General features: G+C 75.7%; 15 protein-coding genes. 6 read left to right on the top strand and 9 right to left on the bottom strand.

What is annotated here, in order from left to right; all coding sequences use genetic code 11:
• Positions 1-27: 27 nt before the first annotated feature.
• Both D7318_RS26840 and D7318_RS26835 read right to left on the bottom strand, forming a co-directional pair.
• Entirely contained in the window at positions 28-615 is a 588-nt protein-coding gene (locus D7318_RS26840; RefSeq protein WP_120699806.1) for a nucleotidyltransferase family protein, read from the bottom strand.
• Positions 612-1,412 (bottom strand): IclR family transcriptional regulator, encoded by an 801-nt coding sequence (locus D7318_RS26835; protein ID WP_120699805.1) that lies wholly within the window; start codon positions 1,410-1,412, stop codon positions 612-614. Before D7318_RS26835 ends, D7318_RS26840 begins: the two co-directional genes overlap by 4 nt.
• Before the next feature lie 139 nt (positions 1,413-1,551).
• Here D7318_RS26835 and allB point away from each other — a divergent pair, with 139 nt between their 5' ends.
• The 3 genes from allB (at position 1,552) to D7318_RS26820 (ending at position 4,582) form a co-directional block, all read left to right on the top strand.
• Positions 1,552-2,892 (top strand): allantoinase AllB, encoded by a 1,341-nt coding sequence (allB, locus tag D7318_RS26830; protein WP_120699804.1) that lies wholly within the window; start codon positions 1,552-1,554, stop codon positions 2,890-2,892.
• 57 nt (positions 2,893-2,949) lie between these two features.
• Complete coding sequence (gene alc / locus D7318_RS26825) at positions 2,950-4,035, top strand: allantoicase (RefSeq protein ID WP_120699803.1); 1,086 nt, start codon at positions 2,950-2,952, stop codon at positions 4,033-4,035.
• 100 nt (positions 4,036-4,135) lie between these two features.
• Positions 4,136-4,582: a ribonuclease domain-containing protein gene (locus D7318_RS26820; protein WP_120699802.1), complete on the top strand. Its 447-nt coding sequence runs from the start codon at positions 4,136-4,138 to the stop codon at positions 4,580-4,582.
• A 135-nt stretch (positions 4,583-4,717) separates the two neighbouring features.
• Here D7318_RS26820 and D7318_RS26815 read toward each other — a convergent pair whose 3' ends face one another.
• Positions 4,718-8,035, bottom strand: coding sequence for a hypothetical protein (locus D7318_RS26815; protein WP_120699801.1), 3,318 nt, complete (start codon positions 8,033-8,035; stop codon positions 4,718-4,720).
• A 224-nt stretch (positions 8,036-8,259) separates the two neighbouring features.
• Entirely contained in the window at positions 8,260-9,279 is a 1,020-nt protein-coding gene (locus tag D7318_RS26810) for a LacI family DNA-binding transcriptional regulator (protein WP_120699800.1), read from the bottom strand.
• 198 nt (positions 9,280-9,477) lie between these two features.
• On the opposite strand from D7318_RS26810, the gene D7318_RS26805 reads away from it, so the two are divergent.
• Positions 9,478-10,629, top strand: a complete 1,152-nt coding sequence (locus D7318_RS26805) for an ROK family glucokinase (protein WP_120699799.1) — start codon at positions 9,478-9,480, stop codon at positions 10,627-10,629.
• Positions 10,626-11,192, top strand: a complete 567-nt coding sequence (locus tag D7318_RS26800; RefSeq protein WP_120699798.1) for a hypothetical protein — start codon at positions 10,626-10,628, stop codon at positions 11,190-11,192. Before D7318_RS26805 ends, D7318_RS26800 begins: the two co-directional genes overlap by 4 nt.
• Positions 11,193-11,467: 275 nt before the next feature.
• Here D7318_RS26800 and D7318_RS26795 read toward each other — a convergent pair whose 3' ends face one another.
• The gene (locus tag D7318_RS26795) at positions 11,468-12,676 is read right to left on the bottom strand and encodes an RNA-guided endonuclease InsQ/TnpB family protein (RefSeq protein ID WP_120699797.1); all 1,209 of its coding nucleotides are present in this window, start codon (positions 12,674-12,676) and stop codon (positions 11,468-11,470) included.
• Between the two features lie 162 nt (positions 12,677-12,838).
• On the opposite strand from D7318_RS26795, the gene D7318_RS26790 reads away from it, so the two are divergent.
• A complete protein-coding gene (locus tag D7318_RS26790; RefSeq protein ID WP_120699796.1) occupies positions 12,839-14,239 on the top strand; it encodes a hypothetical protein in 1,401 nt (466 codons plus the stop codon).
• 113 nt (positions 14,240-14,352) lie between these two features.
• Here the strand turns inward: D7318_RS26790 and D7318_RS26785 are convergent, their stop codons facing one another.
• From D7318_RS26785 to D7318_RS26770, 4 genes are all read right to left on the bottom strand, one after another.
• Complete coding sequence (locus D7318_RS26785) at positions 14,353-15,489, bottom strand: glycerate kinase (RefSeq protein WP_120699795.1); 1,137 nt, start codon at positions 15,487-15,489, stop codon at positions 14,353-14,355.
• Positions 15,490-15,574: 85 nt separating this feature from the next.
• Positions 15,575-17,002 carry a phytoene desaturase family protein gene (locus D7318_RS26780; protein WP_120699794.1) on the bottom strand — a complete coding sequence of 476 codons (1,428 nt, stop codon included), beginning with the start codon at positions 17,000-17,002 and terminating at the stop codon, positions 15,575-15,577.
• A 56-nt stretch (positions 17,003-17,058) separates the two neighbouring features.
• Positions 17,059-17,883 (bottom strand): inositol monophosphatase family protein, encoded by an 825-nt coding sequence (locus D7318_RS26775; RefSeq protein ID WP_120699793.1) that lies wholly within the window; start codon positions 17,881-17,883, stop codon positions 17,059-17,061.
• A 51-nt stretch (positions 17,884-17,934) separates the two neighbouring features.
• A complete protein-coding gene (locus D7318_RS26770) occupies positions 17,935-19,320 on the bottom strand; it encodes a hypothetical protein (protein ID WP_120699792.1) in 1,386 nt (461 codons plus the stop codon).
• Positions 19,321-19,402 lie beyond the last annotated feature (82 nt).

Here is a 19,402-nt window from a genome sequence, read left to right as displayed (position 1 = left end):
ACGGAGATCGACAGGAATCGGCGGAGATCAAGGGAGATCGGCGAGATCGCCCGGCTCGTCGATGTCCGCGGGCGTCGCGACGTCCCCGCACTCGACCAGGGCGACCTCACGCCCCCGCAGGTACCCGCGTGCCCCTTGATCACCCCGCGCCTCGCGCGCGACCCCGGCGAAGTGCGCCGCGCCGAGGAGCACCGGATGGCCGCGCCGCCCCTCGTACGCCGCCGCGGCCAGCGTCTCCCGCGACACGAACGCGCCCCGCACCCGCGCCATCGCCTCATCGCCGATCCCCGGCTGGTCGACGAGCGCCACCAGCGCCGCGTCCACCTCGGGCGGCAGCGACGCGAGCCCCGCGCGCAGCGACGACCCCATGCCCGACTCCCAGTCGCGATGGGACACCAGCGCGCACCCGTCGAGCCGCGCCCGCGCGCGCACCTCGGCCTCGGCCGCGCCGAGTACCACATGCACCGGCGCGCACCCCGCCGCGAGCAGCGCGTCGGCGGCGCGCTCCACGAACAGCACGCCCCCGTTGCGCAACAGCGCCTTCGCACGCCCTCCGAGCCGCCGCCCGCCCCCGGCGGCCAGCAGCAGTCCCGCGACGACGGGCGCCCCGTTCATCCGCCGGCGCGCCCGTCCGCCCGCGCCCCGGCGAGCGCGAGCGACAGATCGCGGGCCACCTCCCTGAGCAGCGGCACCATCTTCTCGGTGGCCGCGTCCGTCACCCGCCCCGCGGGGCCCGAGACCGAGATCGCCGCGGCGGTGGCCGACTCGGGGACCCGGACGGCGATGCAGCGCACGCCTATCTCCTGCTCGTTGTCGTCCACCGCGAAGCCGCGCTCCCGCACCTCGGCGAGCGCCACGAGGAACGCGTCGGGCGTCGTGATCGTCCGCTCGGTCGCCGCGGGCATCCCCGTCCTGCGCAGCAGCGCCCGCACGTCGTGGTCGGCCAGGCCCGCGAGCAGCGCCTTGCCCACGCCGGTCGAGTGCGGCAGCACCCTGCGGCCCACCTCGGTGAACATCCGCATCGAGTGGCGCGACGGCACCTGCGCCACATACACCACGTCGTCGCCGTCGAGCAGCGCCATGTTCGCCGTCTCGCCGGTCGCCTCGACCAGCCGCGCCAGATGGGGCCGCGCCCAGGTGGCCAGGGGGCGCGCGGCGGACTCCCCGAGCCGGATCAGACGCGGCCCGAGCGCATAGCGCCTGTTGGGCTGCTGCCGCACATAACCGCAGGCCACCAGCGTCCTCATCAGCCGGTGGATCGTCGGCAGCGGCAGCCCGCTGCTGGCGGCCAGCTCGCTCAGGCCCGTCTCGCCACCGGCGTCCGCCATGTGCTCCAGCAGCGCGAAGGCGCGCTCGAGGGACTGGACGCCGCCACCGTTGGCAGCGGGCTTGCGCACATCGGACGGCGGCACGTCACGTTCCTTTCGGGCGGTTGCCGGGCAGCCTACCGGGCGGACCTTGACGTTCCGTCCGGGTCGGCCCACGATCGGTCGGACCGGTTCACCAGCGTGTTGAAGCCGCCCGGGCGTCGACGCGGAAGGGAGCGCCCCGTTGACCGACGCCGAGCTGCTGATCCGTTCGACGCGCGTCATCACGCCCGAGGGCCAGCGCCCGGCGGCCGTCGCCGTCGCGGGCGGCCGCGTCGCCGCCGTCCTCCCGCACGACGCGCCCGCGCCCCCCGGCGCCCATGACCTCGACCTCGGCACCGACGCCCTGCTCCCCGGGCTCGTCGACACTCATGTCCACATCAACGACCCGGGCCGCGCCGAGTGGGAGGGCTTTGCCACCGCCACCCGCGCCGCCGCCGCCGGCGGCGTGACCACCGTCCTCGACATGCCGCTCAACAGCGTCCCGCCCACCACCACCCCCGCCCATCTCGAGGTCAAACGCCGTGCCGCGCGCGAGGCCACCCATGTGGACCTCGGCTTCTGGGGCGGCGCGATCCCCGGCAACGCCGCCGACCTCGCCCCCCTGCACGCCGAGGGCGTCTTCGGCTTCAAGTGCTTCCTGTCCCCCTCGGGCGTCGAGGAGTTCCCCGAGCTCGACCACGCCCGACTGACCGAGGCACTGGGCGAGATCGCCGCGTTCGACGGGCTGCTCATCGTCCACGCCGAGGACCCCGGCCACCTGGCCGCCGCGCCGTCCCCCGAGGGCAGCCGCCGTTACGCCGACTTCCTCGCCTCCCGGCCGCCCGCCGCCGAGACCGAGGCCATCGCCCCGCTGATCGACCTCGCCCGGCGCCTCGACGCCCGCGTCCATGTCCTCCACCTGTCCGCGGCGGGCGCGCTGCCGCTCATCGCCGAGGCCAAGGCGTCGGGCGTGCGCGTCACCGCCGAGACCTGTCCGCACTTCCTCACCCTCACCGCCGAGGAAGTCCCGGACGGCGCCACCGAGTTCAAGTGCTGCCCGCCCATCAGGGAGGCCGCCAACCAGGACGCCCTGTGGGCCGCCCTCGCCGACGGCACCCTCGACTGCGTCGTCTCCGACCACTCGCCCTGCACCGCCGACCTCAAGGTCCCCGACTTCGGCGTGGCCTGGGGCGGCATCGCGTCGCTCCAGCTCGGCCTGCCCGCCGTCTGGACCGCGGCCCGCCGCCGCGGCCACACCCTCGCCGATGTCGCCCGCTGGATGTCCACCGGGCCCGCGCGGCTCGCGGGCCTCGACCGCAAGGGCGCCATCGCCCCCGGCAAGGACGCCGACTTCGCCGTCCTCGACCCCGAGGCCACCTTCACCGTCGACCCCGCGACCCTCCACCACCGCAACCCCGTCACCGCCTACGCGGGCCGCACCCTGCACGGCGTCGTCCGCGCCACCTGGCTGCGCGGGGCGCTCGTCGCCGAGGACGGCGACGTGACGGGCCGCGCCGGGCGGTTGATCGCACGCGGCGCCTGAGCCGCGCCGCCCGAACGCCTTACACCCGCGCCGCCCGAACGAGAGGACCGCCCGCCCGTGACCACCGTCTTCACCGGACCGGCCAAGCCCTATTCCGGCGGTGACCCCTACGCCGACCACCGCGCCCCCGACCCGGCCGACGTGCCGTTCACCGCCCTGCCCGACCTCGCCGACCGGCGCGTGGGCGGCTCGGTGGTGGCGGCGAGCGATGAGTTCTTCGCCGAGCGCGAGAACCTCCTGCTGCCGGGGCGCCCCGTCTTCGACCCGGCGGCGTTCGGGCACAAGGGCAAGATCATGGACGGCTGGGAGACCCGGCGGCGGCGCGGCGCGGCGCCCGGCGAACCCCACCCGGCGCCCGGCGCGTTCGACTGGGCGCTCATCCGGCTCGGCGCCCCTGGCGTCGTGCGCGGCATCGTCGTGGACACCGCGCACTTCCGCGGCAACCACCCGCACGCCGTCGCCGTGCACGGCACCGACGACCCCGAGGGCGACGACTGGACCGAGCTGGTCCCGCGCACCGAGGTCGGCGGCCACGCCGCGAACGCCTTCGATGTCGCCGTCGAACGCCGCCTCACCCACCTCCGCCTCGCCCAGTACCCCGACGGCGGCGTGGCCCGGCTCCGCGCGCACGGCGAGGCCGTCCCCGACCCGGCGTGGCTCGCCGCGCTCGGCACGTTCGACCTGCTCGCGCTGGAGAACGGCGGCCTCGCCGAGGACGCGTCCGACCGTTTCTACTCCCCGCCCGTCCACACCACCCACCCCGGGCGGCCCCGCACCATGGACGAGGGCTGGGAGACGCGCCGCCGCCGCGACGCGGGCCACGACTGGCTGCGGTACCGGCTCGCCGGGGAGGCCACGGTCCGCGCCGTCGAGATCGACACCGGCACCTACAAGGGCAACGCGCCAGGCTGGGCGTCCCTCTCGGTCGGGGACGGCGACGCCTGGACGGAGGTGCTGCCGCGCACCCCGCTGCTCCCCGACGCCGTGCACCGCTTCGTTCTCGAGGGCGCGCCACCCGCCACGCATGCCAGGCTCGATGTGTTCCCCGACGGCGGCATCGGGCGGCTGCGCCTCCACGGCACCCTCACGGACGCCGGCGCACGCGGGCTCGCGGATCGGTATCGCGCCCTCGGCGGGCGCTGAGGACATGCTGTGGAGCGCTCGCGCTCACGTGTGAACTCCCGGGAAATATCGGCCGGGCACGGTTGACGCGGGGGATGCTACGCGCGTCACACTGGTTGGCATGGGCATGAACTTCTCCCGCGTCATCTCCAGGACCGCCCGGGCCGGTGCGCTCGGCGCCCTGGTCACGACTCTGTTCGTCGGCGGCCAGGCCATGGCCGCCGACGCCCCGGCCCCCTCGTCTGCCCTTACCCCCACCGCGACATCCGTTCAGCCGCTGGCGTTCGGCGACATCTGCTACAGCGACCTGCCCGCCCAGGCGTACGACACGCTCGACCTGATCGAGCAGGGCGGCCCGTACCCCTACCCGCAGGACGGCGGGACCTTCTACAACCGCGAGGGTCTGCTGCCCAGCCAGCCCACCGGCTACTACCACGAGTACACCGTCGAGACCCCCGGAAGCCCCGACCGTGGCGCCCGGCGGATCGTGACAGGGGACTCCTACCAGGAGGACTACTACACCTCCGATCACTACGCGTCGTTCGATCTCATCGACCACGCCTGCTGACCAGCGTCCCCCCACCCGGCGCCGGGACCGTCCCTCAAGCGGTCCCGGCGCTCGGGGTGTTGGGGGGTCTTTCTTGTGAGCGGCAGGGACTGGGCGCCGCCCAGCCCTTGCCGCCCAGCCCGTAGCCGCCGATGCTCAGCCCCCGAGCATCAGCCGCACCCTCACCCCCAACGCCCCCGCCTCCTCGGCCACATCGGGATCCGGACCCGCCGCAAGATCCCCCAGGAGCGCGGCCCAAGGCTCGGCCCACCCCGAGCTCCTGCCGACGGACGCCAGGATCGACACCTGGAGCAGCCCGGCCTCCGTGGTGTCCACCTTGCGCAGCGCGGCCAGCACGTCGAGGGCCGCCTCGGTCGGCGGAGCCGCGGCGGCGCGCACATGGAACCCACCCTCGACGGACAGGACCAACGGGTGCCCCGCGGCCAGCTCCAGGCAGCGCAGCCAGCGATCCGGCCTGGACTCGTTCCGCTGGAGCGACTGCTCGGCCAGGCGCAGACACAGCCGGGCCGCCGCCCGCCGCCGACCCGCGCGCAGCAGCGCGTCGGTCAACGCGTCCTGCGCGTCCTCGCTCAGCCGGTAGGTGTCGGCGGCGAGCCGGTGCAGCAGACCGACCGAGGTCGGAAGGAACCGCCGCCCCGAGCCCTCGGCCGCCAACTCCCCCTGTGCCTCCGCCTGTTGCGCCAGCCCGTCCAGCACGCGCCGCACCGCGGCCAGGCAGGGCGAGCCCGGCTCGGCGAGGCGGCCCAGCACCTCGGCGGCCGTCCGCCGCGACTCCTCGGCCACCGAAGGGGCCAGCGCCACCTCCGCCAGCTCCTCACTCGCGGGCTCGACCATCTCGCGGTGCGCGCCCTTGAACGCGTGGCGGCCCGCCTCGGCGATCGCCGGGTCCTCGTCGCGCAGCAGCCCGACGAGGAGGCGGCCGAACGACTCACGGGCCGCGCCCGGCGGCACGGCCTTGTGCCCGCCGACCACCGCGGAGCGCACGGCCGCCTCCGCCAGGCCCTCGCTCAACCGCACTGCCACATCCGGCGTTTGAAAGCGGGCGAGCAGCGGCGGAACGAGCGCGACCCGCACATCGCGGTGCTGGCCCGGCGCGTCCCATGCCGCGAGCAGCGCGTCGAACGCCGCCTCCCCGCGCACGGCGGCCAGTGCCCTGACCGCCTCCTTGCGGGTCCCGACCGGCGCGCGGGTGTCCCTGACCAGCGGGCCGAGCAGGGCGACGGTGGCGGCATCGGGCAGGTTGCGCAGCAGGCGCCGCGCCGCGGCCATGGCCGCGCGCCCCCGTACTCCGCCCCGGCCCGCATGGGCCAGAAACGTGGCCAACTCCTCCTCGGGGCCCCTGACTTCGGCGAGCCGGGCGAGCCCGGCCAGCGCGGCGGCGGCCACCGGCTGGGGCGCGTCGGCCGCGAGCGCGAGCAGCCGATCCCGGTCGGCCAACCGGGTCACCGCGTCGGTCCGGCTCCGCAGGGTCGCCTCCTCGTCGGCGGCGATCGCCGCCAACGCCCCGTGCACAGAGGCCCGTTGGCCGGGCAGCCAGCGGCCCATGGCGGACGGGGACACCGTGGGCACCCAGCGCGGCGGCGCCTCGGGCGCGGTGAACGCGCCCACCAGATCCGTGCGCCGGGTGGCCACCGTGTCGCGCACCACCGGCAGGGCGATCGCGGCGGGCCTGGCGGCCAGCAGCAGGGCGCAGCGTTCCTCGCGCGTCGCGGGCGCCGCCAGCCACGCGCGGGCGGCACGGTCGGCCGTCCCTGGATCGCCGTCCCCGGTCGCGATCCTGGCCAACAGCTCCTCGAATCCGGGGAGTTGGTCGCCATGCTCCACCAGCGCCTCGGCCAGGGACACCGCCCTGCGGTCGCCGAGCGCCGCGGGGTCCACCGCGGCCCACAGCGCCGGGGCGAGGGCGGGGGAGACGCGCGACAGCCTGGCCGCCGCGGGGCGCCGCGCGTCGCCGAGCACCGAGGCGAGCAGTGGGGCCAACGCCGCCACCCGCGCCATGTCCCCGTCGCGCGCGGCCACTTCGGCCGTCCGCCGCACCCACCGCCCGGCGGCGGACAGCGTGGCGGCGGTCGAGTCGCCCGACTGCGCGGTGGTCAGCGCGCCGTCGCGCAGCGCCGCGAACGGCACCGCCGCGAGCATCCGCCCCCCGGCACCGGCCGCCGCCCTCAGCGCCGCGCGGCGCACCGACTCCTGGTCGTGCCAGGCGCGTTCGGCGGAGGCGGCCACCCGCCCGAACTCCTCGGGGTCGCCGTGCGCACGGGCGGCGGTGAGCAGCCCGAACCAGCCCGCCTCCCGGTCGGCGGTCCGGTGCGACTCCGCCAACTCCCGTAGCAGCGGCTTCCCTTCGGACCAGGGCAGCAGCGCCGTCAGCTCGGCTCTCGCGGTGGCGGGCCTCCGGGCCGCCGCGGCCAGCAGGGGGCGGACGAGATCGGCCCGCGCCGCGGCGGGCAACGCGGCCAGCGCGGCCACCGGCGGCACGTTCCGCGCGGCCAGCCGCGCCTCGACCACCCGCAGCCGCCGCTCCGGCGGAAGCAGCGCGAGCAGCGGGTCGGGCCGCGCCCCGGTCACCTCCCCGTGCCGGAACGCGGGACGGAGGCGGACGGCGGCGATCAGCGCGTCGAGCTCCTCGGGGCCGAGCCCGCGCAGCGCACGCCGCGCGGCCCGGGGCAAAGGCCGGTCGGGAAGGGTCAGTTCGAGCGTGGCTCCGCCGCGCGCCAGGCCGAGCAGGGTGCGCGGCGCGCGCAGCAGCGTGGGACCCGCGGCCCCGGCCACGGCCTCCGGCGCGTGCGCGGCGAGCACAAGCAGCGCCTCCACGTCACGCCGGGCGATCAGGGCGGCCAGCCGGTACACGTTGAACGGGCGTGGCTCGCCCGGCCGTTCGGGCGAGGCGATGTGACGCGCCAGGGCCAGCGGCGCGCTGCGGGCCAGCCGGTGCAGCACCGTGGCGGGCACGGCGTCGCCGAGCCGGGGCAGCCACGCCTCGATCACATCGGGCGCGCAGGCGGGCAGCATGTGCGCCGCCTCGCCGGGGCCGTAGCGCTCGCGCACCTCGGGCAACAGGCGTTCGGCCAGGGCCGGGCGTCGCGCGAGGCGCAGCACGCGGCAGGCGTTGCGCCGCACGTCGCGCGCCGGGTCGAGGACCAGCGCGGCGAACGCCTCGTCCGGCACGGGGAGTCGCCGCGCGACGGCCAACGCCCTGCGCCGCAGGGCCGGTTCGGCCAGCGCGGCGGCGACGGCCGCGATGTCCCGGCGCGCGGCGGCGAGATGGAGCGCGAGCAGCCGGTCGTCCGTTCCCGAGGCGGGGGAGCGGAGCGCGTCCGCGAGGGCGGCGTAGGCCGCGTCGTCCAGCGCCCTGGCGTGCAGGGCGAGGGCCCGCATCCGGGCGGGGAAGGGCAGGTGGTCATACGCGGCGCGCAGCGCGGCGGGGGAGTCGACGGGGGCCATGGTGGTCACCGACCGAGGGCGTGGCCGCCCTTTCGCGTCATCATGGCGCGCATGATCGCAGCGAGCCGCCCCTGGCGGCAACCGCGTTGAACGCGGCGGCCCGCGCGACCGCAGCGCCGACCACGCGGGCGCGGGGTCGCGCAGCATGACCGGCACGTCGACCCGCTCAAGCGGGCGGCGCCCCAGCGGCGCGTCCGACGCCGCCAGCGCCACGGCCGCCGACACCGCGCGGGTCAGGACCGCGACGGCGCGGGTCCCGTCGAGCCGCGCAGCGTCAACGTCGGCGCGGCGTCCTCGAGGTCCGCCACCTCAGCGCCGCCCGCCGCCCGCCGCAACAGCCGTGCCGCGTGCGCGCCATGGGCCGCGATGTCCCTGCTCAACGCCGTCAGCGACGGGCTCACCAGCTCGCACAGCGCCGAGTCGTCCCACGCCACGATCGACACGTCGTCCGGCACGCGCAGCCCGAGCCCCCCGGCCGCCGTCAGCCCCGAGACGGCCATCACGTCGTTGTCGTAGAGCAGCGCGGTCGGCGGCCGCGCCGACGTCAGCAGCTCCCTGGTGGCCGCCGCCCCGCTCTCGCCGCTGTAGTCGGTCCCCACCGTCCGCCCTTCCAGGCCGAGTTCGCCGGTCACCCGCTCGAACGCCGCCGTGCGGATCGCGGTGTGCCGCAGGTGCGCGGGGCCCGCGACCCGACCGAACGACCGGTGCCCGAGGTCCGCGAGATGGGTCACCGCCGTCGCCACCGCCGCCGCGTCGTCGCTCCACACCGCGGGCAGCCCGTCCGTGCCGAGCGGCGCCCCGAGCACCACCGCCGGCATGCCGAGCTCGGCCAGCACCGGCACCCGCGCGTCACAGACCTGGAGGTCCACCACGAACACCCCGTCCACGAGCCGCCGCGCCCACCACCCCCGGTAGAGCGCGAGCTCCGCCGCCTGGTCCTCCGCCATGGTCAGCAGCAACGGCGTGGTGTCGAGGGCGAGTTCGCCCTGGATGCCGGAGATCAGCTGCATGAAGAACGGCTCGAGGCCGAGCGTGCGCGCGGGCCGGTCGATGACCAGGCCGAACGACCCAGCCCTGCCGTCCGACAGCGCCCGCGCCGCGCTGCTCGGCTGCCACCCCAGATCCTCGGCGATCGCCAGGATCCGCCGCCTCGTCGGCTCGGAGACCCCTGGCCTGCCGTTCAGCGCGAACGACACGGCCGCCTTGGTGACCCCCGCCCGGTCGGCGATGTCCCGCATGGTCGGACGTTTCACTGACTCTCCTCACAAGACCGGCCGCTCGGCCCTCATGGGCATGAGCGGCACCCCCGCATAGTGGGCGAAGAAGCGCCTCGACGCCATCGGCGCACCACCGCGACGAACGCGCGTTCGACAAAGGCGTCGTGTCCCCTGCCGCACGGCATCGAACGGGGGGCCGCCCACGTGCGCGAGGCGTAGGGCACAATCGAGCCGATGAGTACCAACCGTGAACGCGCGCACCGCCAGTCGGCGCGGGCGACCGTGCTGCGCGCCATCGCGACCCGCGAGCGCCGTTCACACCTGTCCGCGCCCCGGGTGCCCACCGTCGGCATCGACATCGGCGGCACCAAGGTGATGGCGGGCGTCGTGGACGCGGACGGCACCATTCTCGAGCGGGTGCGCACCGAGACGCCCCACAAGTCCAAGAGCCCCAAGGTCGTCGAGGACACCATCGCCGAACTGGTGCTCGACCTCTCCGACCGGCACGACGTGCACGCCGTCGGGATCGGCGCCGCGGGCTGGGTGGACGCGGACCGTTCGCGCGTGCTCTTCGCCCCCCACCTCGCCTGGCGCAACGAGCCGCTGCGCGACGCCCTGGCCGCCCGCCTCGTCGTCCCGATCATGGTGGACAACGACGCGAACACCGCCGCCTGGGGCGAGTGGCGCTTCGGCGCGGGGCGCGGCGCCGACCACCTGGTGATGATCACCCTGGGCACCGGCATCGGCGGCGGAATACTGGAGGCCGGGCGGGTCAAGCGCGGCTCCTTCGGCGTGGCGGGGGAGTTCGGCCACATGCAGGTCGTCCCCGGCGGCCACCGCTGCCCCTGCGGCAACAGAGGCTGCTGGGAGCAGTACAGCTCGGGGAACGCGCTGGTCCGCGAGGCCCGCGAGCTCGCCGCCGCCGACTCCCCGGTCGCCCACCACATCCTGGCCCGCGTCGGCGGTCAGATCGGCGACATCACGGGCCCCCTCATCACCCAGTTGGCCCGCGACGGCGACGCGATGTGCGTCGAGCTGCTCGAGGACATCGGCCGCTGGCTCGGCGTCGGCATCGCGAACCTGGCCGCCGCGCTCGACCCGGCCCGCTTCGTCATCGGCGGCGGCGTCAGCGAGGCCGACGACCTGCTGATCGGCCCGGCCCGCGAGGCGTTCCGCCGCCACCTGACCGGCCGCGGGTACCGCCCCGAGGCCCAGATCGTCCGGGCGAGGCTCGGCGCCGACGCGGGCATGGTCGGCGCCGCCGACCTGGCCCGCCTCGTGGCCCGCCGCTTCCGCCGCGCCAACAGGCGCCGCGCCGAGCGGGCCCACCGTTCCGGATTCGAGCTGCGGCTTGCGCCGCGAGGACGGGCGGCCCGTTCATCATGACCACCACCATCGGCCCACAGGCCGGGAGCGCCGCGCAGCGCCCGCCGCGCCGCCCGAGACACCGCTGGCTCGCGGCCGTCGTCGTCGCGCTGATGATCGCCATCCCCGCCGGATACCTGGTGCTCTCCGCCTACCAGAGCCGGGACAGCGGCGAGGACAAGGCCCGCGCGGCCTCCGCGCGCACGCTGGTCTACGAGTGGCCGAGCAAGGTCCAACGCCGCATCTACAACGTTCCCATCCCCAGCGGCTCCGCGTATGTCGGGCACTTCGAGACCAACTCGTGGGAACGCAGCCGACTCTACGCCGAATTCCGCTGCTCGCCCGGGCAGTTGAGCGCCTTCCTCGAGGACGCGGGCGCTGACCTGTCCGTCCTCGACGAGGACGCGCTCACGATCGACGACGCGCACGCCGACGAGGTGGGCTGGCGATTCGACGATCCCACACGGGAATTCGCCGGAGCGGTGATCCGCGAGCCCGGCACCCGCACCGAGGTCCATGTGATGGTGGACCTCACCCGTGAGGAACGCCCTCGCGTCTACGCGGTCTCCATCAGCGAACCCTGACCCTGGCCGGGGGCAGCAGCAGCCCTCTCCCGGGGCTGGTTGCGGCCCGGTCTGCGGGCGCAGCGAACACGCGGCCGCCGCCCGCGGGGCCGGTTCAGCAGCCCGCTCGCCCCCGCCCGCCTCCCGACGGGGTCGACGCCCTCGTGAGGGCGGGACGCCGAGATCCGCCATCCCGGACATGAGGCCCCCGCGCGGCCGCCGCGCTGTCGTGGCGGGCCGCAGGCCGACTAGGCTGTCCCCGAGTTGAGAGCGGAGACCTTGACTTCCTCCCCTGCCTAGAGGCGGGGGGTTCCAGCGGTCGCCCGCTGGGGTTCCTGCTTCATCGACGACTGCCTTGTCCGGGAGGACTCCCGTTGAGGTCTTACACCGTCTCCACAGGCTGCTGCCGCCAGCCCGGCGGCCAGGATGGTGCGTGCCGCGTTCACGTCACGGTCATGCACCGCGCCGCAGTCACACGTCCACACGCGGACGTTCAACGGCATCCTCGCCGCGACCGTGCCGCAGGCCCCGCACAGCCTGGAGCTGGGGAACCATCGGTCGATCACCACGAGGTCGCGCCCGTACCAGGCGCACTTGTACTCCAGCATGGAGCGGAGTTCCGTCCAGGCCGCGTCCGAGATGGCGCGCGCGAGACGCCCGTTCCTCAGCAGGTTGCGGACGGCGAGGTCCTCGATCACGACCGTTTGGTTCTCACGGACGAGCCGAGTGGTGAGCTTGTGGAGGAAGTCTCTGCGCCGGTCGGCGATCCGAGCGTGGACCCGGGCCACCTTACGGCGGGCCTTCTCACGGTTGGCCGAGCCCTTCGCCTTACGGGACAACTCCCGCTGCGCGCGGGCCAGGCGCGCACGGTCACGCCGCTCGTGCCGGGGATTGGCGATCTTCTCCCCGGTGGACAGGGTCACCAGCGAGGTGACGCCCGCGTCGACACCGACCGCCGCACCCGTGGCGGGAGCCTCGGTGACGGTGTCCTCGCACAGCAGGGACACGAACCAGCGGCCCGCCGCGTCGCGGGACACCGTCACGGTGGACGGCTCCGCCCCCTGGGGCAGCGGACGCGACCAGCGGATGTCCAGCGGCCCGGACATCTTCGCGAGCGTCAACTCCCCCTCACGCCACGTGAACGCGCTGCGGGTGTACTCGGCCGACGCCCTCGATTTCTTGCGCGACTTGTAGCGCGGGTATGTGGCCCGCTTGGCGAAGAAGTTCCCGAATGCGGCTTGAAGGTGGCGCAGCGCCTGCTGGAGGGGGACGCAGGACACCTCGCGCAGGAAGGCGAGTTCCTTGGTCTTCTTCCATTCCGTGAGCGCGGCGGACGACTGGACGTAGGAGATCCGGCGCTGCTCGCCGTACCAGGCCCGGGTGCGTTCCTCCAGCGCCTTGTTGTACACCAGGCGGACGCAGCCGAACGTGCGCGACAGCTCCGCCGCCTGCTCGTCCGTTGGGTAGAAGCGGTACCTGAACGCCCGCTTGACCTGCCGCGCCATACCTCACACCCTATCAACTCCCCTGTAAGTGGCGGGCGTCGGCCGGTGAGCGGCGGACACCGGTCCAACCCCGGCGGCCAACCGGCCTTTCCCGCCCCGCTCCACAGGAGCCTCGTCTCCTCCCCGGCCTGAAGACCGGGGTATCCACGAAGGAAAGCCCTGATGACCGATCACGCCGAGTACGCGCAGCCAGCCCAGGGCGCGAGCAGCCTGGACAAGCCGGTGGCCCCAGGGGCCGACTCCCAGCCTCTGCCGGGCAGACGGCCGAGACGCGGCCCGCTGCTCCTGTGGTCGCCCGTGCTCGCGCTCGTGCTCAGCGGGGCGCTCGCCGCCGCCGTCGTGTTCTCGGGCGCCTCGCCCGTGATGGCCGGGCTTCTGGCCCTGGCCCTCGAGGGCGTCTGCTTCGCCGCGTTCGGCCTGCTCGGTCACGCCCGCGTCGCCTGGGCGCCGATCGACCCCGACCCCGACACCGGGCCGCGGCTCCACGCGCAGCAGGGCCGCCAGTTCGCCGAGCGCCTCGGCCAGTTGGTCGACGAGGGCGGCGACCAGGCCGTGATCGCCGTGCTCGAACAGGCCCGCGCCGCCGCGGCCGAGTTGACCGAGCGCGCCACCGAGGTCACCGGCCTCCTGGCGACAGCGGGCGCGCACACCGTTGAGCGACTGCGGGGCCACGAGGGGGAGTTGGAGCGCGAGATCGCCGACCTCCCGTCGGGGCCGCTCAAGTCCGCCAGGGCGGCGGCCCTTCGGGAGACCCGTGCGTGGCGCGCGTACCGCGAGCGCTGGGAGGAGGTGGAGACGCCGCTGCTCGGCAGCGTGGCCCTCGCGGCCGAGCGCCTGCTCCACGTCCAGCGTGAGGGCGCGCGGCTGCTCAAGAGGCAACGCGGCGGCAAGGGCGACGCCCCCGACGCCACCCGGCTGACGGCCGAGCTCGCCACCGCGCGCGAGGCGTTGGCGCGCGCCGGTGAGCTGGTCGAGGGCTTCCCGCCGGGGCCCGCGCGCACCTATCAGCCCCAGCGGCGCCTCGCGTTGACCGGTCTGCTGTCGGCCGCCGTGCTGCTCGGCGGCCTGGCCGTGGTCGCGGGGGAGTGGAACATCTTCGTGGCCCTCGCGCTCATCCCCGCCGTGGGCTTCCTCGCCGGGCTCGGCGACGGGCGCAGGGCGCTGGTGCCCGGCGTTGCCGCGCTGGTCGCCGCCGTGACCCTGGTGCTCGCGGGCCCGCTGGTCCACCAGCAGGTGCTCGGCGAGCGCCGGGAGGCCGAGGTCTCCATGACGGTGCGGGTCCAGGTCGCGCGCTGGTCGGAGACCACCCACTACGACCTGGTGGACGCGGACACCGGCGAGGACCTGGGCCGCATGGCCACGGGGCCGCACGAGGCGGTCCCAGGGCGCACGGTCATCGAGGTCGCCACCGACCCCCTGGGCTGGGCCCGCCCGGTCGCCGTGGAGCGCATGGACCTGGCCCCGGTCTGGGCGGCCGTGGCGGGCGCGGGCCTCGCGGTGGCCCTGGTGGGCCTGGCGCTGCCCGAGCGGGCGCGGCGCCCCCGGCCCGTCGCGACGCGCTGAACCGGCCCGTTCCGACGCGTCGAACGAACGGCCCACGCGCCGCCGCCGCGTTCGCCGAACCGTGAACTCCCGGTCCCCCCGGGCGCGTTCGGCCGAGTGCGGCGACGCCGCCGTTACAGCTGCTCCTCCGCGAGCTGCCTGGCCACCCGTTCGAGCAGCGGGCCCGCCTGCGCGATGCAGACCTCGGGGTCCGCCTCGATCGCGGTGAGCGCGTAGGCGCGTTCGATGCCCGCGCCGCGCAGCGCGTCCTCGGTCAGCGTCAGCCGCCCGCACACCGCGACCACGCGCTTGCCCGCCGCGCGCGCCCCCGCGGCCACGCCCGCCGGGGCCTTGCCGTGGAGCGTCTGCTCGTCGAGCGAGCCCTCGCCGGTGACGACCAGGTCCGCGCGGTCGAGCGCCGCGTCGAAGCCCAGGACCTCGAGGAGCACATCGATCCCGGGCCGGAACAGCGCGTTCAGCCCGACCAGCGCGCCATAGCCCACGCCCCCCGCGGCGCCCGCGCCCGGCGCGGTGGCGCACTCGGCGGCGCGCGAGCCCATGGTGCGCTCCAGCACGCGCGCGTAGTTGGCCAGCGCCGCGTCGAGCGCCTCCACCTCCACCGGGTCGGCGCCCTTCTGCGGGCCATAGACCGCCGCGGCGCCCTCGGGCCCGGTCAGGGGGTTGACCACGTCGCTGGCCAGCACGAACTCGGTGTCCTTCAGCCGCGGATCGAGAGCCGACAGGTCGGCCGTCTCCAACTCGCGCAGCGGGCCGCCGCCATGGGGGAGCGGATCCCCGTCGCGGTCGAGCAGGTGGGCGCCGAGCGCGGTGAGCATCCCCGCGCCGCCGTCCGTCGTGGCCGAGCCGCCGATGCCGAGGACCACCGTGCGCGCCCCCGCGTCGAGCGCCGCCGCGATCAGCTCCCCCGTGCCATAGGTCGTCGCGGTCATCGGCGCGAACGTGAACGGCGGCAGCAGCCGCAGCCCCGACGCCTGCGCCATCTCCACCACGGCCACGTCGCCGCGCAGCGCGAACGACGCGAGCACCGGCAGCCCCAACGGCCCCGTCACCTCGACCTCGACGGGCGAGAACCCTCCCGCGACCGCCGCGTCCACCGTGCCGTCGCCGCCGTCGGCGACCGGCAGGGACTCCACCACGGCCGTGGGCCTGACCGCGCGGATGCCGACCGTGACATGCTCGGCGACCTCAGCGGCCGTCAACGAGCCCTTGAACTTATCCGCGGCGATCAGCACGCGTGCTGTTTCCGTCATGTTCCGCCCTTATGTGATCACTCGGCTCGTGGCGACCCTATCCGCCGCCACGGGCCATGACCATGGGCGACGCGGGCGCCCCGGCTCAGCGGGCGGCCGCCCGCAGCCTCCGCCACACGGCCTTGGCGGCGTTGTGCCCCGACATCCCGTGCACCCCGGGGCCCGGCCACGCCGCCGACGAGCACAGGAAGACGGCCGGGTGCGCGGTGCCGTAGGGGTTGAAGGCGGGGCGCGGCCTGAACACCGTCTGGAGCCCCGAGAACGCGCCGCACGAGAAGTCGCCGCCCACGTAGTTGGCGTTGCGCCGCGCGAGCTCGGCGGGGCCCGCCACCGCACGCGCCAGCACGAGATCCCTGAACCCCGGGGCGAACCGCTCGAGTTGGCGCTCGATCGCCTCGGTGAGGTCCCCGTCCCAGCCGTTGGGCACATGGCCGTACGCCCAGAACACGTGCTTGCCCTCGGGCGCGCGGCCCGGGTCGACCAGCGTCGGCTGCGTCGTCACCAGGAACGGCACATCGGGCGCCCGCCCGTCCACCGCCGCCGCGTGCAGCGCCGCGCCGATCTCGCGGCTGCTCGGCCCGATGTGCACGGACCCGGCCCGCCGCGCCGTCGCGGACGTCCATGGAACGGGCCCGTCGAGCGCGTAGTCGATCTTGAACGCCGCCGCCCCGTACCTGAACCCCTCGTAGGCCCTGCCGCCGAGACCCGCGATGCGCGCCAGCGCGGTGGGCGAGGTGTTGAACACATAGGCGCGCGCCGGCGGCAGCTCGTCAAGGCGCTTCACCTCCACGCCTGTGTGCACCACCCCGCCGAGATCCCGCAGATACGCCGCCAGCGCGTCCGAGATCGCCTGCGACCCGCCGCGCGCCAGCGGCCAGCCCACCTCGTGTGCCGCCAGCGCGAACACGAGCGCGATGGCGCCCGTCATGGGCGTCGAGCCGGGCGCGACCACATGCGCCGCGAGCCCCGCGAACAGCGCGCGCGCCTTGTCGTCCTCGAACCGGCGCGTCACCCATGACACGGGGCGCGCGCCCGTCAGCCCGAGCCGGGCCAGCGTGACCGGGTCGCGCGGCAGCCCGTCCCACGGCACCTTGAGGAAGTCGGCCGAGAGCGTGTCCCATGTGCCCGCGAACGGCGCCATCAGCCGCCGGTAGGTCGCCGCGTCGCGCGGCCCCAGATAGGCGGCGGTCTCCCCGACCGACCGCGCGAGCACCGCCGCGCTCCCGTCGTCGAACGGGTGGGCGAGCGGCAGCTCGGGGTGCAGCCACTCGAGCCCGTACCGTTCGAGCGGCATCGCGCGGAACGCGGGCGACCCGACCCCCATGGGGTGCGCGGCCGCGCACGGGTCGTGCAGGAAGCCGGGCAGCGTCAGCTCCTCGGTCCTCGCACCCCCGCCCACCGTCTCCTTGGCCTCGAACAGCTCGACCGACATCCCGCGGCGGGCCAGCTCCACGGCCGCCGTCAACCCGTTCGGCCCGGCCCCCACCACGACGACGTCGCGCATCGACGGCACCCGACAACTCCCCTCGCGGACGCTTCGGTCCCCCGAGGATACGCCGCCACGCTCCGTCACCCCTGGCGGGTCAGCAGCCCCAGCACCCGCTTGGCCGTCGCGGTGTCCCTGGCCGCGGTGAACGGCAGCGCGTTGCCGCCCTCGATCCTGAACGGGCCGCCCGTCAGCGTCAGGTCGACGCCGCCCGCCTCCCTGACGAGCAGCAGTCCGGCGGCGTGATCCCACGCCAGCTCCCAGCTGAACGCCACCGCGTCCACGCGCCCGGTCGCGATCCCCAGGTACTCGAGGCCCGCCGCGCCGCACTGACGAGGGGCCACCCCCTCCGTCCACAGACCGGAGAGCGCGCGCTTCTGGCCCCGCGTGGTGTAGTCGGAGTGCGAGTACGCCACATCGAGCGGCGCGCCGGGCGCGGGCGACCCGGACACGAGCCGCCGCCCGTTCAGCCACGCCCCCTCCCCGCGCCGGGCGTGCGCCAGCTCGCCCTCCCCGAGCGCCGGCGCGAAAAGCCACGACGCCTCGATCGTGCCCCGGCGCGCGAGCGCCACCAGGGTGCAGAAGCCCCGCTCGCCCCGCACGAACTGCCGCGTGCCGTCCACCGGGTCGACGATCCACACCGGCGCGTCCTCGCCGAGCGCCAGATACCCGGCCGGGTCCTCGGCGACGCCCTCCTCGCCCACCACCACGGAGCCGGGGAGCAACGCCGTCAGCTCGCGCCTCAGCCACAGCTCGGCGTTCCTGTCGGCGGTCGTCACCAGGTCGTGCGGCCCGGTCTTGACGGCCACCTCGTGGTCGGCCAGCCGCCGCCACCGCGGCATGACCTCATCGGACACGGCCTCCCGCACCACACGTTCGACCGCCAGGGCCAGCTGCTCATCGATCACCCCACCATCGAAGCACGCCGCCGCGTCCGGCCTCGCCCCGGCCGCCCGCCGTCAGGCCACGCCCGCCCTGCGCAGCTCGCTCGTCACCGCGTAGTAGTGGCCAGGGGAGACCTGGTACGCGGCGTCGAGCAGCAGCGGGACGACGAGGTGCGGGGACGGGGCCCCGGTCGCCGCCCTGGCCGCCTCGCCCGCCGAGCGCGCCTGCACGATCGCGGCGAGCAGCTCCACCGCCTCCTTGGCGTGCCCCGCGGACGACAGCTCGGCCGCGATCGTGCCCGCCTCCGGCGCCGGGCGGGCCGCGCTCTGCCGCAGCAGCTGCCCGCAGTCCCGCTCACGCCCCGCCTCGGCCAGCGCGTCCGCGACCGCGGCCAGCGGGAACGGCGGAAGCGACGCCGCCTCCCACAGCAGCAGCGACAGGTCCGACGTCATCCCCGTGTGCTCCAACTCGGCCATCAGCACGGGCACCCGCACCGGCGGCCCCGTCACCGCCTCCGACAGCGTGACGTGCGCCGCGCCGCTCTGGCCCTCGGCGCGCAGCCACCGCAGCCGCTCCGCCGTCTCGTGCGCGGCCCTCCGGTCCTCGGGCGACGGCTGCAACCGCGGCCTGCGCGCCGCCTCGCCGAGCGCCCCCGCGAACCGCGAGCCGGTCGGCGGCGGCGTGACCGCGGGCTCCGACTCCGCCGGGGGCTCGGTCACCGGCACCGTGCTCGGCACCGCGCTCGGCACCGCCTCGTCGTCGAGACCGGCGAAACGCGCCCCCCGCGGCCTCTTCCGCTGCGCGGGCGCCGCCTTGCGCTCCGGCTCCCGTGCCGCCTTGCGCTCCGGCTCCCGCTCCGGCGCGCGCTCCTCGGCACGCTCCGGTCCGCGCTCCGGCGCGTCCCCAGGCCCATCCACCGGCTCGCGCTCCCGCGCGCGCAGCGCCGCCAGCCGCCCCCGCAGCTCCGAGCGCCGCGACAGCGCCCGTTCCTCGTCGTCCTGCGCCCACAGCAGCAGCGTCGCGAGGCGGTCCGCCTCCTCCTGCATCCCGGCCCGCCGCGCCGCCTCTTGCCCGGCGCCCAACTGCCGCAGCCGGTCGCGCAGTCCGCGCTCGGCCCTGTCGAGATCCGCGAGCCGCCTGCTCAGCGCCTCCCGGCTCGTCGGCAGCGCGTCCTGCGCCGAGGCCGCCGCCTCGTACCCCGAGCGCAGTCGGCGCCCGGCCTCCTCCGCCGCGGCCGTTCCCCGCGCCCCCGCGAGGTCCTGGAGCAGGTCGGCCACCGCGTCCCAGGGCGCGAGGTCGCGCCCCGTCAACCACGCGTCCAGCTCCTGGGCGCCCCGGCGCGCGAACGCCCCGTACCAGCCCGATTCCGGGTCGAGCACGTCCGTGACGGCCCGCAGCTCGGCCGTGAAGGCGGCCAGCCGGGCCACCAGCTCCCGTTGCGCCCACAGCACATCAGCCATGGGCGTACTGAACCCAAGTCGTGTTACAGGGCTTGTTTCCGGTGGGCTACGGACGGTTTTCCCGGGGTGCTTTTTCCGTAAG

Source organism: Streptomyces radicis (assembly GCF_003626575.1).
GTDB lineage: Bacteria > Actinomycetota > Actinomycetes > Streptomycetales > Streptomycetaceae > Streptomyces > Streptomyces radicis.
Note: the sequence above shows the minus strand (reverse complement) of the source record. Positions and strands in the feature narration are given on the sequence as shown.

Excerpts from the sequence above, each read along its gene's own strand:
- D7318_RS26770 (WP_120699792.1), bottom strand. The coding sequence starts at position 19,320 with ATGGCTGATGTGCTGTGGGCGCAACGGGAGCTGGTGGCCCGGCTGGCC.
- D7318_RS26840 (WP_120699806.1), bottom strand. The coding sequence starts at position 615 with ATGAACGGGGCGCCCGTCGTCGCGGGACTGCTGCTGGCCGCCGGGGGC.
- D7318_RS26820 (WP_120699802.1), top strand. The coding sequence starts at position 4,136 with ATGGGCATGAACTTCTCCCGCGTCATCTCCAGGACCGCCCGGGCCGGT.
- D7318_RS26785 (WP_120699795.1), bottom strand. The coding sequence starts at position 15,489 with ATGACGGAAACAGCACGCGTGCTGATCGCCGCGGATAAGTTCAAGGGC.
- D7318_RS26795 (WP_120699797.1), bottom strand. The coding sequence starts at position 12,676 with ATGGCGCGGCAGGTCAAGCGGGCGTTCAGGTACCGCTTCTACCCAACG.
- D7318_RS26790 (WP_120699796.1), top strand. The coding sequence starts at position 12,839 with ATGACCGATCACGCCGAGTACGCGCAGCCAGCCCAGGGCGCGAGCAGC.
- D7318_RS26800 (WP_120699798.1), top strand. The coding sequence starts at position 10,626 with ATGACCACCACCATCGGCCCACAGGCCGGGAGCGCCGCGCAGCGCCCG.
- D7318_RS26805 (WP_120699799.1), top strand. The coding sequence starts at position 9,478 with ATGAGTACCAACCGTGAACGCGCGCACCGCCAGTCGGCGCGGGCGACC.